Source organism: Chryseobacterium sp. 22458 (assembly GCF_052044975.1).
Taxonomy (GTDB): domain Bacteria; phylum Bacteroidota; class Bacteroidia; order Flavobacteriales; family Weeksellaceae; genus Chryseobacterium.
In genome coordinates this window covers 200573-216135 of sequence record NZ_JBQEOA010000004.1, presented here as the reverse complement: position 1 = coordinate 216135, position 15563 = coordinate 200573, and the positions used below count along the sequence as shown (strand labels likewise).

Annotated in this window: 15 protein-coding genes and 2 tRNA genes; 10 read left to right on the top strand and 7 right to left on the bottom strand. The window is 37.6% G+C overall.

Features of this window, described 5'->3' with window-relative positions; translation table 11 throughout:
* Positions 1 to 105: 105 nt before the first annotated feature.
* On the bottom strand, positions 106 to 669 hold the full coding sequence (locus ACTJJF_RS15360; RefSeq protein ID WP_312297724.1) for a hypothetical protein: 564 nt from the start codon (positions 667 to 669) through the stop codon (positions 106 to 108).
* 358 nt (positions 670 to 1027) lie between these two features.
* Here ACTJJF_RS15360 and ACTJJF_RS15355 point away from each other — a divergent pair, with 358 nt between their 5' ends.
* Both ACTJJF_RS15355 and ACTJJF_RS15350 read left to right on the top strand, forming a co-directional pair.
* The gene (locus ACTJJF_RS15355) at positions 1028 to 2407 is read left to right on the top strand and encodes a DUF1800 domain-containing protein (protein ID WP_440700199.1); all 1380 of its coding nucleotides are present in this window, start codon (positions 1028 to 1030) and stop codon (positions 2405 to 2407) included.
* Between the two features lie 54 nt (positions 2408 to 2461).
* Complete coding sequence (locus ACTJJF_RS15350; RefSeq protein WP_440700198.1) at positions 2462 to 3646, top strand: DUF1501 domain-containing protein; 1185 nt, start codon at positions 2462 to 2464, stop codon at positions 3644 to 3646.
* 355 nt (positions 3647 to 4001) lie between these two features.
* Here ACTJJF_RS15350 and ACTJJF_RS15345 read toward each other — a convergent pair whose 3' ends face one another.
* The 3 genes from ACTJJF_RS15345 to ACTJJF_RS15335 all read right to left on the bottom strand — a co-directional run bounded on the left by ACTJJF_RS15345 (position 4002) and on the right by ACTJJF_RS15335 (position 5676).
* A complete protein-coding gene (locus tag ACTJJF_RS15345) occupies positions 4002 to 4139 on the bottom strand; it encodes a hypothetical protein (RefSeq protein WP_002980888.1) in 138 nt (45 codons plus the stop codon).
* Between the two features lie 94 nt (positions 4140 to 4233).
* Positions 4234 to 5253: a helix-turn-helix transcriptional regulator gene (locus ACTJJF_RS15340; RefSeq protein WP_440700197.1), complete on the bottom strand. Its 1020-nt coding sequence runs from the start codon at positions 5251 to 5253 to the stop codon at positions 4234 to 4236.
* An 87-nt stretch (positions 5254 to 5340) separates the two neighbouring features.
* Entirely contained in the window at positions 5341 to 5676 is a 336-nt protein-coding gene (locus tag ACTJJF_RS15335; RefSeq protein ID WP_312297732.1) for a HopJ type III effector protein, read from the bottom strand.
* Positions 5677 to 5837: 161 nt separating this feature from the next.
* On the opposite strand from ACTJJF_RS15335, the gene ACTJJF_RS15330 reads away from it, so the two are divergent.
* The 3 genes from ACTJJF_RS15330 (at position 5838) to ACTJJF_RS15320 (ending at position 9381) form a co-directional block, all read left to right on the top strand.
* Positions 5838 to 7220, top strand: coding sequence for an RtcB family protein (locus tag ACTJJF_RS15330; RefSeq protein WP_440700196.1), 1383 nt, complete (start codon positions 5838 to 5840; stop codon positions 7218 to 7220).
* A gap of 52 nt (positions 7221 to 7272) precedes the next feature.
* Positions 7273 to 7383: transfer RNA gene (locus ACTJJF_RS15325), tRNA-OTHER, on the top strand.
* A gap of 243 nt (positions 7384 to 7626) precedes the next feature.
* The gene (locus ACTJJF_RS15320) at positions 7627 to 9381 is read left to right on the top strand and encodes a hypothetical protein (RefSeq protein WP_440700195.1); all 1755 of its coding nucleotides are present in this window, start codon (positions 7627 to 7629) and stop codon (positions 9379 to 9381) included.
* Positions 9382 to 9769: 388 nt separating this feature from the next.
* Here ACTJJF_RS15320 and cobC read toward each other — a convergent pair whose 3' ends face one another.
* From cobC to cobT, 3 genes are read right to left on the bottom strand one after another with little or no spacing between them, the layout of a single operon-like run.
* On the bottom strand, positions 9770 to 10324 hold the full coding sequence (gene cobC / locus ACTJJF_RS15315) for an alpha-ribazole phosphatase (RefSeq protein ID WP_440700194.1): 555 nt from the start codon (positions 10322 to 10324) through the stop codon (positions 9770 to 9772).
* On the bottom strand, positions 10309 to 11091 hold the full coding sequence (locus ACTJJF_RS15310; protein WP_440700193.1) for an adenosylcobinamide-GDP ribazoletransferase: 783 nt from the start codon (positions 11089 to 11091) through the stop codon (positions 10309 to 10311). The genes cobC and ACTJJF_RS15310 overlap by 16 nt, the downstream gene beginning before the upstream one ends.
* Positions 11092 to 12096 (bottom strand): nicotinate-nucleotide--dimethylbenzimidazole phosphoribosyltransferase, encoded by a 1005-nt coding sequence (cobT, locus tag ACTJJF_RS15305; protein ID WP_440700192.1) that lies wholly within the window; start codon positions 12094 to 12096, stop codon positions 11092 to 11094. It lies immediately after the preceding gene.
* 242 nt (positions 12097 to 12338) lie between these two features.
* Between cobT and ACTJJF_RS15300 the strand changes: the two genes are divergently transcribed.
* From ACTJJF_RS15300 to ACTJJF_RS15280, 5 genes are all read left to right on the top strand, one after another.
* Positions 12339 to 13100 carry a nucleotidyltransferase domain-containing protein gene (locus ACTJJF_RS15300; RefSeq protein ID WP_440700191.1) on the top strand — a complete coding sequence of 254 codons (762 nt, stop codon included), beginning with the start codon at positions 12339 to 12341 and terminating at the stop codon, positions 13098 to 13100.
* Positions 13101 to 13116: 16 nt separating this feature from the next.
* Entirely contained in the window at positions 13117 to 13848 is a 732-nt protein-coding gene (locus ACTJJF_RS15295) for an ATP-grasp domain-containing protein (RefSeq protein ID WP_440700190.1), read from the top strand.
* Positions 13849 to 13919: 71 nt separating this feature from the next.
* A tRNA-OTHER gene (locus tag ACTJJF_RS15290) sits at positions 13920 to 14051 on the top strand.
* 106 nt (positions 14052 to 14157) lie between these two features.
* A complete protein-coding gene (locus tag ACTJJF_RS15285) occupies positions 14158 to 14799 on the top strand; it encodes a hypothetical protein (RefSeq protein WP_440700189.1) in 642 nt (213 codons plus the stop codon).
* Positions 14745 to 15533: a TROVE domain-containing protein gene (locus ACTJJF_RS15280; RefSeq protein ID WP_440700188.1), complete on the top strand. Its 789-nt coding sequence runs from the start codon at positions 14745 to 14747 to the stop codon at positions 15531 to 15533. Before ACTJJF_RS15285 ends, ACTJJF_RS15280 begins: the two co-directional genes overlap by 55 nt.
* Positions 15534 to 15563 lie beyond the last annotated feature (30 nt).

Below are 15563 nucleotides of genomic sequence, written 5' to 3'. Positions count from 1 at the left end.
TTACCAAATATAATAATTGTTTTCGTAAATCCTGCACAGAACAAAAAAACCTTTCCACTTTCGTGAAAAGGTTTTGGTTAATAATTGTTTATATATTAAATCTAACTACTTTCCTAATGGAATATTATAACCGAATCCAACTCCGATATTCCCCACATTATAGTCCTGACCAGGTAAATCTCCTTTTGTTCCTACAAAAACCTTCTGGTATTGTACGAAGAAGTTCCAGTCTCTGTTGTGGTATCCGATCTCCGGTTTAAGGTAAAAACCTCCGTTTGCTCTTTCAACATTGGTGTTGGATGCTACTGTTTTATCTCCAACAAGAAAACCATATCCTAAATCTGTTCCGAAATAGAAACCGGTTTGTTTTGGATAAATTCTGATTAAAGCTGCCACAGGCACTACTCCTACATCATTATTTTTATATCCATTGTTTTCTTTACCGAAATAATGAGTATATCCTGATGCGATACCTAAACCAAATCCTGGTGTAATCAGGTTCTGGTAAGCTACATCCACTCCTACTGCAGCGGAAAGATTATCTGAAGGAACTGCTAAACCAACATTTGCACCTACTTTGATCATATTGTTCATCTGAGCACTTTGGGCACTTACTACACCTGCTGTTAAAATCCCAGCAAGCAATATTGCTTGTTTAAACATTTTCATAACTCTAATTTTTAAATTTTACTAAACAAGAGGATGTAAAAATCATGCCAAGGAAGGCTTTTTTCTTGATTTTAACACACATACAAAACATAATCAAATGAATATCAATGTATTAATTTTAACAAAATTTAAATGTTTGTTTAACAAAAATTATCAAAAAAGTGACTCTGAAAGTGAATTAAGAGAAAAATATCAGAAAGGAAACAAGAAGATAAAGGTTAAAATTTATGTTCTGTCTCAATAATTTTCAGCATCTTTCTTTCTTCTTCCGGGCAATATAATAATATTAACAAACCTTAACCCGTTATTATTTTAACCTTTTTCTTTGAAATATATCAAAAAAATAAATGTTTCCACCATGGCTGATTCATTATTACAAAACAAACATCTTCTCTGGCGTGCAGGTTTCGGTATTGGGATCAATCAGGTTGATGATCTGAAAAATAAAAACACAAAAACGCTGACTCATGAATTATTTAAAGAGGACAACTTCAGCGAAATCACTTATGATACTCCGGACGCTGATCCTAACGCAGATTATATGAACAGTACCGCACCGGCAGAAAAGAAAAAGGAAATGCAGCGCCTCAACAGGCTCCAGAACAATGAACTGAACCTGAATTTTCTGAATGCAATGGTGAACAGCAAAGAACAAATGAGGGAAAAAATGGCTTTTTTCTGGCATGGTCATTTTGCCTCAAGAGTGATCAACCCGAAATTCAATAAGCAAATTCTCAATATAATCCGCAAAAATGCATTGGGAAATTTCAAAGATCTGCTTTTTGAGGTAAGCCAGTCGCCTGCCATGCTTAACTTTCTGAATAATCAGCAAAATAAAAAAGATCATCCCAATGAAAATTTTGCCCGAGAAGTCATGGAACTCTTTACCATGGGTAGAGGAAATTATACGGAAAAAGATATCCGGGAAGGAGCCAGAGCATTTACCGGATGGAGCTATGACAAAGAAGGTAATTTTAAAGAAAGAAAAAACCTTCATGATGAGGGCTCCAAGACTTTCCTTGGAAAAACAGGCAACTTTGACGGATCAGATGTCCTGAATATTATTTTGGAACAAAAAGCCACAGCCAGATTTATTACGACAAAGATTTATAAGTTCTTCGTGAATGAAAAAGCTGATGATGATATCATTGCCAAACTAAGCACGAATTTCTATACTTCAGGCTATGATATAAAAAAACTAATGACAGAGATTTTTTCAAGTTCCTGGTTCTATGATCAAAAGAACATCGGAAACAGAATAAAGTCTCCTGTTGAGTTGATGGCGGGAATCATGAGGATACTTCCCATGCATATCCAAAACCCGGAGAATCTTATTGTCTATCAGAAATTATTAGGACAAATGCTCCTCTACCCTCCTAATATAGCAGGATGGCCTAGTGGAAAATCATGGATCGACAGTTCTACCCTGATGTTAAGACTTCAGGTTCCGCAAATCTGGTCCGGGCTTCGTCCGTTGGAATATAGCCCACGGCAGGACGATGATCTTGATATGGGGATGAAATCTAAAGAAACGGCTTTAAACAAAAGTTTTAAAAACCCTAATATCACTATAGACTGGAACCGTGTAGATCAGACATTCACCCGTAAAAACTGTGAAGACTACCTGATTATCAATACAAAAATCCTGAATATGCAGGCTGTAAAAAGTTTTTCTGATAATACGACCAAAATGAACGTCATCAACCTGATGTCAACACCTGAATATCAATTAATGTAGATATAGGCAACAGATTTCAGATAGCAGTATAAACCGTAACCTAAACAAAAAGCTATGCTCATCAAAAGAAGAGAATTCCTAAAAATAAGTTCGCTGGCTACAGCTTCTCTGCTGATGCCTAATTTCTTAAAAGCAATGACCCTGGACGAAGCACTTCCCTCCAGTCAGAATATACTGGTAGTCCTTCAGTTTACCGGTGGAAATGATGGTTTGAACACGATTATCCCCGCAAAAAATGATATTTATTTCAGAGAAAGGAAAACTCTTGCGATCCAGGATTCAATGGCCTTGACTGATGATGCAGGAATCAATCCTTCTCTTTCCTATTTCAAAGAATTGTTTGACAATGGTGAACTTTCTGTAATGAATAACGTTGGCTACCCCAATCCTGATAAATCCCACTTCCGGAGCATGGATATCTGGCATTCCGCCAGCAGAAGTGATGAATTCCTGGAAACGGGCTGGCTCGGGCGGTTTCTGGATGAAGAATGCTACCGTTGTGAGCACCCAACCCAGGCCCTGGAAGTGGATGATATGCTGAGCCTTGCTTTAAAAGGTGAAAATAATAAAGCCTTTGCTTTTAAAGATCCTAAAAGGCTTTACCAAACCAGCCAGGAAAAGTATTTCAAGTCTTTGTATGATCATCATCACGATGATGAAACTGTATCTTATCTTTATCAGACCTTAGGTTCTACCATTAATAATGCGGATTATATTTTTGAAAAAAGCAAAGCCAGAAAAACGGAACAGATTTATCCGAATTCCCAACTGGGAAAAGACTTCAAAACAGTAGCATCTCTGATCAAATCCGATATCAATACACAGGTTTACTACCTTTCAATCGGGAGTTTTGATACCCATGTGAATCAAAATGACAGACAGAAAAAACTGTTCACTGATATCAACGATGCCGTAAAATCTTTTGTTGCCGATATGAAAAGCAACGGCCTCTTCAATAATATCCTGCTGATGACATTTTCTGAATTCGGACGCCGTGTTGCCCAGAATGCCAGCAACGGAACAGATCACGGAACAGCCAATCAGATGTTTTTCATCAGTGGAAACCTGAAAAAGAAAGGTCTTCTGAACAGTCTTCCTGACCTTCAGAACCTCAACGAAGGAGACCTTATTTATACGGAAGATTTCAGAAAAGTATATGCTACGATCCTTAAAAACTGGCTTAAGGCTGACTCTTCTAAAGTTTTGGGCTGGAAAAACGGGATTTATGATTTTATATAAATGAATTGAATTTTAGTAACCACAAAAGACACAAAAGTTTTGAACACTTAAGTTATTTTAAGTGACAAGCTTTATATATAAAAGGGCACTTAAGTTTTGAAAATCTACGATTTTTAAAATTGATTATTATTAGATTACTATTGTTTGAGACTTTGCTTTATAATACATAAAACATTGGAAATTTAAACCCATAACATTTTTTGAATTGAAGACGTAAGAATTCCCCTCCTCCGGAGGGGTGGCAAAAATTCAAAGAATTTTTGACGGGGTGGTTTCAACATACCACAATAAAAAAGAGACTATACATCATAAGACAGTCTCTTTTCAATAATTTTAAATTTTAACTACTTTACGTTTAAGCAGTAATCTGCTTAGGTTCTTTCTCTTTCTGATCTTCTTTCTTATCAAGTTTCTCAGATATTTTTTTAACAATATATTCTATTGCTATGGGAGCTATGATTGCAATTAATGCTTTAAATATTCTTGATTTCATAATGTGATATTGTAATGATATTAATGCAATTTCCAAGCCAAGATAAAATTGACAACTGATTCCCTGGCCATTACTTTATATAAATATGCAACAGTTATGCATCATCAGACACCATCAGATCCTGATAATTTTTGCTTCCGGCATTAAACTTCTCCTCCATCTTTAATCTTAGCTTCCGGGGTTTATGAACAATCAGAGAATCTCCGAATCCCAGCAACAGCCTTTCCAACTCAAAATTGATCTGAACACATATTTTAAATACCGTTCCATTCGGATCTTCACTGATAATCTCCTGGCTTTTATGCAACGGCTTGGTTTTGACATAAGGAGCATTTCCTGAATCGACCCAAAAAATAACATTTTTAGGTACAATTCCCTCTGAAACGGTAACTCCGACAATATCTTTGAAATATTCGTCACCATCCAGATCTTTGTCAATATACTGATGACTTTCATTCACTTCAATATTTTCCATTCTGTCCAACGCCAGATTGTACATTTTCTGTTTATAAAGACAGATCAGGAACCATCGGTTGTTGAATTCCTTCAGTAGCTGTGGGTGTACGGTAAAGATATTGGATTCTCTTGCTGTAAAGCTTTTATAGAGAATGTTCAGTACTTTTTTACCGGCAATGCTTTCATACAGGATATCAATATGCTCAAGACCTTTCAGCTGCTCATTTTTATCGAGATGAATAATAGATTTCTGACTGGTTGCATGGATGGAATCTTCCAGTTTCTGAATCACCCCGTTCATTTCCTTAAACATAGAGAAATCCTTGAACTGCTTTAAAATCTGTACTGCATTATTCATAGCCTTCAGGTCGCTTTCATTCACAGAAATATTATGAATGCTGTATTCAGGATCACTGTAGCGGTAATATTTTCTTTCATATACTTCAATAGGAGCTTCATACCCGAATTTTTCACTCCGCATATTCTGAAGATCAAGCTGTACCGTCCGTTTACTCACATAAGATTCTTTACCTTCAAATTCAAATAATGCTTCAGAACACTCATCGATGAGATCTTCCAGCGTATATTTCCTGTATTTGTTTTTAAGGCATTTATCCAGTGTTTTATAGCGGATCAGGGCATTTTTATTGGATGACATGATAATGATAATTTTAGTTAGGATAAATTGCAAAATCTACCGTCAATACAATAATTAACAGCTGATCTGCCATTTTTTTAATGGTAATTATTTCTCCTTCAGAGCATCCTCCTCAAAAATAACGCCTTCCCAACCGAACTGCATAAAGTTCCTGATATTCTGATGATCATTTCCATCAGGATTTTTCAAAACATCATCTCTGTAGAATTCCCCGAAAAGTAAAAGGGTTTCTTCCGGAGCAAGATTCTGAAGTTTAGCAAAGCTGAAAACCTTGCATGAACCGTTATTCTGCCCTGCCTGATTGGTTGTATCACCATTTTTAAAAGCGGTAGGTGTAAAATCGTAGTTTTGATCAATATGGGCAATTACATCATTAAATTGAATGGTTTCCGGGAAATGCTTAAGTTGTTCTAATAATACCATGATATAGGTTTTTAATTTTTTTATAGACAGGATATCAAGATACAAGTATAATAATCTTTACTTCCTTTTTTAATTTTATGTAAAAATAATTAAAAAAAATATTTCTACGCAAAACTATTGCGTAATTATATACTTACTTTGCATCATCAAAACGAAAAAAGATGGAATTTAACGGAAATCATTTAATCGAATTAGGGTATAGACCTTCAAAATGGTTTAAAGATGCCATTACTTATATCAATGAAAATAATCTGGATGAAAAGCAGATTGCAGAATATCTGGTACAATTTAAACAACCTGACCTTATTCCGCTTCATGATACGGCTAAAGATTTTGTCATCAACATCAGAGCTGAACACGAAAGTGAAAACGATAATGTAGAAAAAGTAATCAGAACGATGAAAGTGCTGATGAAAACCCCAACGCTAACCCAGGGAGCATTAATGCCTGATGCCTGTCCTACAGGTCCTGAAGGTTATATTCCGGTAGGTGGTGTGGTGGTTGCCAAAAATGCCATTCATCCGGGATTTCATAGTGCGGATATCTGCTGTTCTGTAATGTTGACCGATTTCGGAAAAGCCAATCCTAAAAATGTTCTGGATGCAGCTCATTCTGTAACACATTTCGGATACGGAGGAAGACCAAGAGGGGAACAAATGCCCATGTCCCAGGAACTGATGGATGCCTTCAGAGAAAATGATTTCTTAAATGATGAGAAACTGATCAGCATCGCCCGTTCGCATATGGGAACCCAGGGAGACGGAAACCATTTCCTGTTTGTAGGGATTTCTAAAAAAACAGGAAATACGATGATGGTAACACACCACGGTTCAAGAGCTCCGGGAGCTGCCCTCTATGATAAAGGAATGAAAGTAGCCAACCGTTTCAGACAGGAAATTTCACCTGAAACGTTAAAGGAAAATGCATGGATCCCTTATGATACGGAAGAAGGAAAATCTTATTGGGAAGCTCTGCAACTAATCAGACAATGGACTAAAGAAAACCATATTTCCATTCATGATGCCGTGCTGAATAAGCTGGAAATGGAAAAAGAAAACAGATATTGGAATGAACATAACTTCGTTTTCAAAGATGGAGATCTGTTTTATCATGCTAAAGGAGCTACTCCGCTGGATGATAAATTCATGCCGGATATCACAGGACCAAGACTGATCCCGTTGAATATGGCAGAACCGGTACTGATTGTACAGGGAAAAACCAATGAAAGAAATTTAGGTTTTGCACCACACGGAGCCGGAAGAAATTTCAGCAGAAGTCAGCATAAAAAATCTATGGCTCATAAAACCACTGAGGAAATCTTCAATGAAGAAACTTCAGGACTGGATATCCGTTTCTACTCCAATGAAGTTGATATTTCCGAGTTGCCAAGTGCTTATAAAAGTGCTAAAAACGTAAGGGCACAAATTGAAGAATATGAGCTTTGTGAAGTCCTGGATGAAGTGATGCCATACGGATGTATCATGGCTGGTGATGTTCAGAAAAATGCACCATGGAAGAAAAAGAAGAAATTCAGAAAGGCGTAATTGATAATAGATAGCTAAACCTAACAGGTTTTGAAAACCTGTAAGGTTTGCAGGGGCAGTAGCTCAGATGGTAGAGCAACAAGATTACTTTTCGCTATTGGCATATAAAGTTCCTATCAATCACCAGGTTTGTAGGTCACAGGTTCGAGTCCTGTCTGCTCCTCATTACGATGAAAATGCTTATATTCACGTATCAGACATTCTCATCTTTCAAAAATTTTAAGGCAAAGAAAGTTCCTATATTTTGGATTTACTTTCCGCCTTTTTACCCACTATAAGGCAAAGGGAGTTCCTATTTTATCATTAAAGGTTTTACTCCCCGCCTTTTATAAAAATTATAGGTAAAAGGAGTTCCTATATCCTTCACTTTTAATGAATATACTCCTCACTTATTTAATTTAAAATCATGAAAACACTAAAATTATTCAATGCTGTTGTGGCTATAAAATCTGATGAAAAAACTTTTGTTTCCAACGAGGGTTTTGTGATAGAGCCCGATGCGCTATGGGCAAAAAAAGACATTATCTCTTATTATGCAAAGGAAAAACTGAATGGTAATGACCTGAATAAAACCTTTCATAAATCCTGGGCGAAAATAAAGAATACCTCAAGAACGGAACTGTTTTTTGAACAGATCACCCATTATATTTCAACCTACGGGAGTGATTTTCAGAGTGAAATTTATATTCCTCAGGAAATATTGAATATTCCTGATACGAAACTGATTTTTAAAGTAATCAAAGCTTATACTGTAGAAGAAATGCAGGAAAAATGCCTTTCTCTTCTAAAGTCCGGAATTGCTCTGAAGGAAGAAACCGTTGATGATCTGCTTTATATTCTGCACACGGAACTGGAATATGATTTCACAGGAAAGGAAAATATCAGAAATAAAGAGGCAATCATAAAAATCGCCGACCTGTATGATATCTACCCTGAAAATCCTGTTGAGTTTTTCCGTTATGTCATTTATAAAACGACTCAGACAACGCTTTTAATTAAAAACGATGAATTGATTGGTTTAATAAAGCAAAGTAAATTTAACCCTACCTATCTATTCCAAAGCTTTGGCTTGGAAAAACTGGCAGAAATTTTCAACAGGTTTAAACCTCTGTTTCTTGCTTATAAAAACAGGGCACCGAAAGTGGTCAATAAAATTTCAAAGCTGTCTAAAGTACATCATAAGCCTTTGGTTTCTAACCCGCTGAATGATGCCACCCATATCTTACTGGAAAGCAGTGACTGGCACTGGCTGGAAAATGCAACACCATTTGCGTTGTTTAAAGCTCTGTCAGCATGTTACTCAAGAATGTACGGTCAGGATACTTTTGTTTACAGAATCAGAAATGGAAAATCATGGGTGAAAAAAGGTAAGGAAACTTACGTGAATCAGGCCAACTATGAGTTTATTCTGGATTTTCTGAAACTGAAATATGGAAACTTTTCGGGAAAGAAATTCTATTTCCCTGAAAATATAGAATTTGCACTGCCGGCTTCTGAAAAAATGTTTGTTGGAAATATTCCTACCGGAACCCGTTTCTATGGCGACAGAATGGCCGTTGGGATCTATTGGGAAGACCAATGGGGTGCCCGTGATCTTGATCTTTCAGGATTGAATATTGCCGGAAAAACAGGTTGGAATGCTGCTTATAATCAAGGTAACGGAGAATTGATGTACTCCGGAGATATGACATCTGCGCCTAAAGGTGCCGTTGAATATCTTTATGCCAACAAAGGATTGAGTACGCCTACCCTTGTCATGAATAACGTTTTCAGCGGAGATGCGAATTGCGGATATAAAATAGTGATCGGAAAAGGGGATAATATTTCCTACGATTATATGATGAATCCCAATAACCTTTTTGCTGAAGCCAAATGTAACTCTGTTCAGACCCAAACGATTCTGGGAATGCTGTTGCCAAAAGACAGAAAGCAATGTTTTGTACTCCTGAATTTCGGAGCGGGACATTCCCATATTTCAGGAAATTCGGAAGTATCTGTGATGGCCACAACCGCATTGTACCAGCAATGGTATGAAGCGATGTCCTTCAATGATCTTATCCAAGAGCTTGGAGCAGAAATTACTACAGAAAAAGCTGAAGCTGATTATGACTTCTCCCTGGAAAGTCTGGAAAAAGATAGTTTTATCAAGATTTTTAAATAATTTTTTCTTGCGTCATCTGATGGTATCGGGTGGCGTTTTTTGTGGGAGATAGTTGGATAATCAGGATACGAAAACCACCCCGTCAAAAATTCAAGGAATTTTTGACACCCCTCCAGAGGAGGGGAATTTTACGTCTTCAGCTCAACTAATTGTTATAGGTTTCAATTTCTCCAATAAGTTTTTTGAAAAATAGATATTGTCTGGATCCCTACGGAATGACACAATTGAAATGACAGGTTTACCCATACAGTTTGTCATTCCAGAGGAATCTAAATCATTATCAATTTCAGATCAAAGATTTTCAAAAAACTTAGGTATACTTTATGAAGCGTTTAGTCGTTATTTAAAATAACTTCAATGTTTAAAAACTTTTGTGACTTTTGTGGTTCTAAATATTCATCTTTTTAACGGAAAGAATTCCTTCATTTACATCAATAACTACCTTTTTACCATAATCAATCTGAATGCGGAACATATTTTCCAGTGGAAATTGTAAAACGGTTTGTATAATCAACCGAATCACTCCGGCATGGGTAACGAGTAAAACCTTATTGATTTCTTTTTTGAGAATCAGTTCATTCCAGAAGCTGAGAACCCGGGTTTGCATTTCGAGCAGATTTTCACCTTTTGTTGCTTTTACATTGATAAAATCCTGGTACCAGGGGTTGATCTCATCTTCCGGAATATCCGTCCACTTCTTCATTTCCCAGTTTCCGAAATTCATTTCCCGCAGCCTTTCATCTGTTCTGTAATCGAATTTAAAATGATCAGCCAAAAGACGACAACGCTTTGATGGACTTGAAATAACCAGGTCAAAATCATGGTCTATACTTAATTGGTCAAAATCTTCCTTATAAGTTTTTCTTAAAGGTATTTCCGCAAATCCATAGCAAAGGTTCTCCGGATTTTCTACCGCAGTATGACGGATCAGATGAATTTCCATACAATGATTGTTCCCAGATAAAATAAAACTTCACACACCTGCTGTACAGCGCCCAGACAATCTCCGGTATAGCCACCGATATGCTTTTTAAAATACCAGCCCATATACATCTTCCCTAAATAAGCCAGGGCAAAAGCAAAGATCAGCCGCCAGTCCGGGATCAGCGCAAAAGCAATTGAAACGCTTATAAATCCTACCAGTAATGCCATTCCATCCAATGGTTTATTCGCCAAAGGTTTAGATTTGCTGGCATCAATATCTGTCACATACTGATGAGTATAGATCATGGTTCCGGAAATAAACCGGCTTACGGTATGAGCTAAAATGACAACTGCCAGTATCTTCCAGCTGTCAATCTTTTCCAAAGCCTGAATACTGAAGAATTTCAAGGCAAACAGCAGAATGATCCCGATGGTCCCATAAGCTCCTACCCTGCTGTCTTTCATAATTGTAAGAATTTTTTCTTTTCCGTATCCTCCTCCGAAGCTGTCACACATATCTGTAAAACCATCTTCATGAAATGCTCCTGTAAGCAGAACACTGGTGATCATCATGAGAACAATTCCTATTTCGGGATTAAAAAGCTGAGTAGCAAGATATAAAACAACAGCATTAATCAGCCCGACCAATAATCCGACCCATGCAAAATACTTCTGGGAACGGTTCATAATATCACTGGAATAAGGCACAGTAAACGGAACCGGAATTCTTGTGAAAAACATCAGTGCCGTTGCAAAATAGATCAGTTCGTTTTTTATGGCTTTCATCTATTCCTTATTTGAAATCTGAGCATCTTCAAAACTTGACATTTCATTCAGAAAACCGACAGCACTCTGAATAAGCGGATAAGCCAATGCGCAGCCTGTACCTTCTCCAAGACGCAGGTTGAGATTCAAGAGCGCTTTCTGCCCCAATAATTCGAGTAAGCGGAGATGAGCACTTTCATCACTTACATGACAGAAAATACAGTGATCAAGTATTTCAGGACTTTTTTTCCAGACAGCGGCAACCGCAACCGTAGCAATGAATCCGTCTACCATGATCAGCATATTCTGGCGGAAAGCTTCGTCCATTGCTCCCATCATCTGAACGATTTCCAGTCCGCCAAACGTTTGTGCAATCTCATCCACAGTTGTCACTTCCGGATATTTTTCAATTGCTGAAGATAAAATACGGATCTTATTCTGCAGCTGATCGTCATTTAAGCCGGTACCTCTTCCGATGCAGCTTACAACCGGAATATCGAACAATTTGCTCATCATCAGTGAAGAAGCCGATGTATTCCCGATTCCCATTTCTCCGAAGCCAATGATATTACATCCTGTTTCTGCAATGTCGGCAACCACTGAGCGACCGTTTGCCATTGCCTCCTGATACTCTTCAGATGTCATAGCCGGTTCCTCTAAAATATTCCGGCTTGATTTTCTTATTTTTTTATCAATCAGATTCAATCCTTCGGGAAAATCAAAGTTCACTCCGGCGTCTACAATTTTAATATCAATACCATGCTGTCTGCAGAAAACATTGATGGCTGCACCACCCCCCAGAAAATTCATCACCATCTGATAAGTAACTTCCTGCGGATAGGCACTCACTCCCGCTGTTGCAATCCCGTGATCAGCTGCAAAAACCACCATATGTGGATGGGATAGCTGTGGAGATGTTGTATTCTGAACCATTCCTATTTTATGGGCGAGATGTTCCAGATGACCTAATGCGCCCATCGGTTTTGTTTTAAAATCAATTTTATGCTGTAGTTCGTTTGATACCATGGATGTAATAAGTTATGTTAAATAGTGAAAGTGCAATATTAGTGAAATAGAGGGTATTCCGGAGAATGAGTTTGTGTATTTATGATGGAAAATTGACATAAGAGATAAAAGGCGAAGAGATAAGAAGCTATTTTCTGCAAATCATTACTATAAGCTCTCTCACTCTCTACCTTTCACAAAAAAACATCTACGAAAGAACATTGCGTATCTATGGTATTATTTTGCATTATAAATTGAAAACAATGACACCAAAAATACTAGAAAAAATAAAAGAAGTTGAAGAAACAAAGGGTGTAGAAGTCCTTCTTGCTGTAGAATCAGGAAGCAGAGCATGGGGATTTGCCTCGCCGGACAGTGATTATGATATCCGTTTCATATACCGCCATGAAAAAGACTGGTATCTTTCACCATGGGATAAGGATGAAACGATAGAATTTATGACAGAAGACGATCTGGACGGCTCCGGATGGGACCTCAGAAAAACCTTTCATCTATTGCTGAAATCGAATGCTGCTTTGCTCAGTTGGTTTTATTCTCCTATTATATACAAAGAAAATACCCAATTTGTAGAGTTGTTCAGACCTTTGGCAGATGCCTGTTTTTCTCCGATAGCTGTTTCTTATCATTATTTAAGCATGAACAAAAAGTATCTGGAAACGTGCAGAGCTGATGAAGTAAAATTAAAAAGTTATTTTTATTGCCTTCGTACTGCACTGACCGGAAAGTGGATCATAGAAAAAGGAACTGTTCCTCCTGTGTTGTTCAGCGATCTGCTTATTTTAACAGATGATGAAACAAGACGGAAAATAGAAAGCCTAATTGCATTAAAAGCAACCAAAGGAGAATCTTATTACCATCCGAACGATTGGGAGCTGTTTGAATTTCTGGAAAAAATGATAGCCGAAAATGAAGAAAGGTCAAAAGCTCTTCCCGGAAGTAAGGCAGATAAAGACAAAATGGAAAAAGTATTTAGGGAAATTCTGAACACTAAAAATATATATTGAAAATTAAAAACTAACCATGAAAAATATAATCGCCCTGTCACCCATGTATACGGAAGACAGTAACAATCTGAAAAAAGCGTCTCTCAGTTCTTCCTATGAGCTGAACCGTTTCAATGCCAAATGGAATGTTCCCGAAGAATTCCGTGAGGATGTAATTGCCGTTTATGGTGAGGATATTTATGCAGAAATTGTTGCTGAGCAATGCCATTTAACCTTGCTTAAACCTGCAGATGACTGGCTAGTGCATATTGCTGAAGATTTTACAAAGCGTAGAATTTCTTATGGCCAGCTTAAAGACTTTATCAATCATGAAAATATATTCATCAAATGTTCTGACTTTAAAAGTTTTAAAGCCGGAGTTTTCCAAAAAACAACAGATATCAAAGGTTTTGATACGCTGGATCAGGAAATCACCGTCTTCACCTCGGAAGTTGTAGAATGGGAACTTGAAGTAAGATGTTTCGTTCTTCATCATGAAATTAAGACCTATTCTTCTTACTGGCGAAACAATGCTTTTGATATGAACCCGTTGTCTGAAACAGAACGGCAGGAAATGTTTTCTTTTTTTGATGTATTCATCCAGAAATACGCCTCTACCCTGCCGGATGCCATTGTTCTGGACTTCGGGATCATCAAAGGAAAAGGCTGGGCATTGATTGAAGCTAACCCTGCATGGTGCTCCGGATTGTATGCCTGTGATGCGGAAAAGGCTTTGGAAGTGATTGTGAAAAGCTGTATTAAAAAATAATTTTTAAAATAAAATATTTCTACGCAAAAACACTGCGCACCAACCCGCTTACTTTGCATTATCAATTAAGAGATACTGTAGCTCAGATGGTTAGAGTAACGTAAAAACACTTTATTAGGTTTTAATCTGCTATGGCAGGTGTGATGATAAAGTTACTTCGCATTCCACGCCGTAGGTCGCCGGTTCGAGTCCGGCCAGTCTTTCAGATGAAGTGGTGTGAGATTAAGGTTACTTCGTACCTTACATGCAAAACTACACCTTAATCGGTTTTAACCACTTCTTTTTTATTAATGTTAAAAAACTAATGGTATGTCAAAATTTAACACAAAAAAAACTGGGTTCGACTCCGGTATCATCGCCGGAACATTGACAGATACAGCCGGAAAATATTCAGATTATGAATTACTGAGAAGAGTGACACTGGCCAATCTTCTTTTTGAATCCGATTATTACCAGTCTGCAGATACAATCATGACGCAGATTGAAGATCTTTGTCATAAAGTAGATGGTGAAAAGATCATTGAGCTGGCTATGGAATGCCGTTTCGAACAAAAACTGAGACATACTCCATTGTGGCTGCTTATTCTTGCGAATGAAATTCATGGAGTTTCCGTAAAGGATGCCGTTGCAAAAGTTGCCAACAGACCGGACATGACCATTGATCTTCTACAAATGCTGAAAGTGAGAAACGGCTCCTATAAAATGTCTAAACCAATTAAAAAAGGTCTGGCCAAAGCTTTCGATCAGTATGATGAATACCAGATTTCCAAATATAGAAAAAGCAATATGACGCTTTCATTGATAGACGTTGTGAATCTGGTACACCCGAAACCAACCGCTAAAAATGAACATGCACTGAAGGCCCTTGTAGAAGATACCCTTCAGCCTGCCAATACATGGGAAACTGCGCTTTCACAAGGGCAGATAAAAAGGAAACCTTTGAAAGAATGATCTCTGAAAAGAGCTTAGGATCTCTGGCTATTCTGAGAAATCTTCGAAATATGACGGAAGCAGGATTGTCACGAGAAACCATCAGAACTGCGATCTCACAGGTCAACAGCTCATGGCTTACACCTCTGAATTTCCTGGCAGCACAAAGAAATGCAATAGAATTCACCGCTGATATTGACCAGGCGATGGAAAAATGCTTTGCCGGAGAGAGGATCAAAGGGACGACTATTTTAGCCATTGACGTATCAGGAAGTATGGGACAGATCACTTCTTCCCAATCTAAATTTTCAAGGATGGATCTTGCCTTTGCCATGGCAGCTGCAGGTTCCTATCTGTTTGAAGACCTGATTCTGGTGTTTACTGCAGGAGACGATTACCAAAGAACAGGAAAACATATGATCTGGAGCAATGGTAAAGGTCTTGGATTGTTTAATCATTATCAGTCGATCAATGCAGAAGTAGGCCATGGAGGGATCTTCACCTATCAGCTGTGTGAATGGCTGAAAGAAAAAGGATATGCAAAAGATGCCGATCGATTAGTTGTTATCTCCGACAGCCAGGATATAGATGCTCATTACGGATCAGATAAAAAACCGGATACCTCACCTTATAAAACGTCTTATATCATTGATATTTCAACGCATACCCACGGTATAAAAACCGGAAACTGGACTGCAGAAATCAATGGATGGAGTGATAAAGTATTTCATTATATTAAAGCTCTGGAAAATTAATATTTTCCAGGGTTTTCTATTAAAACCGGA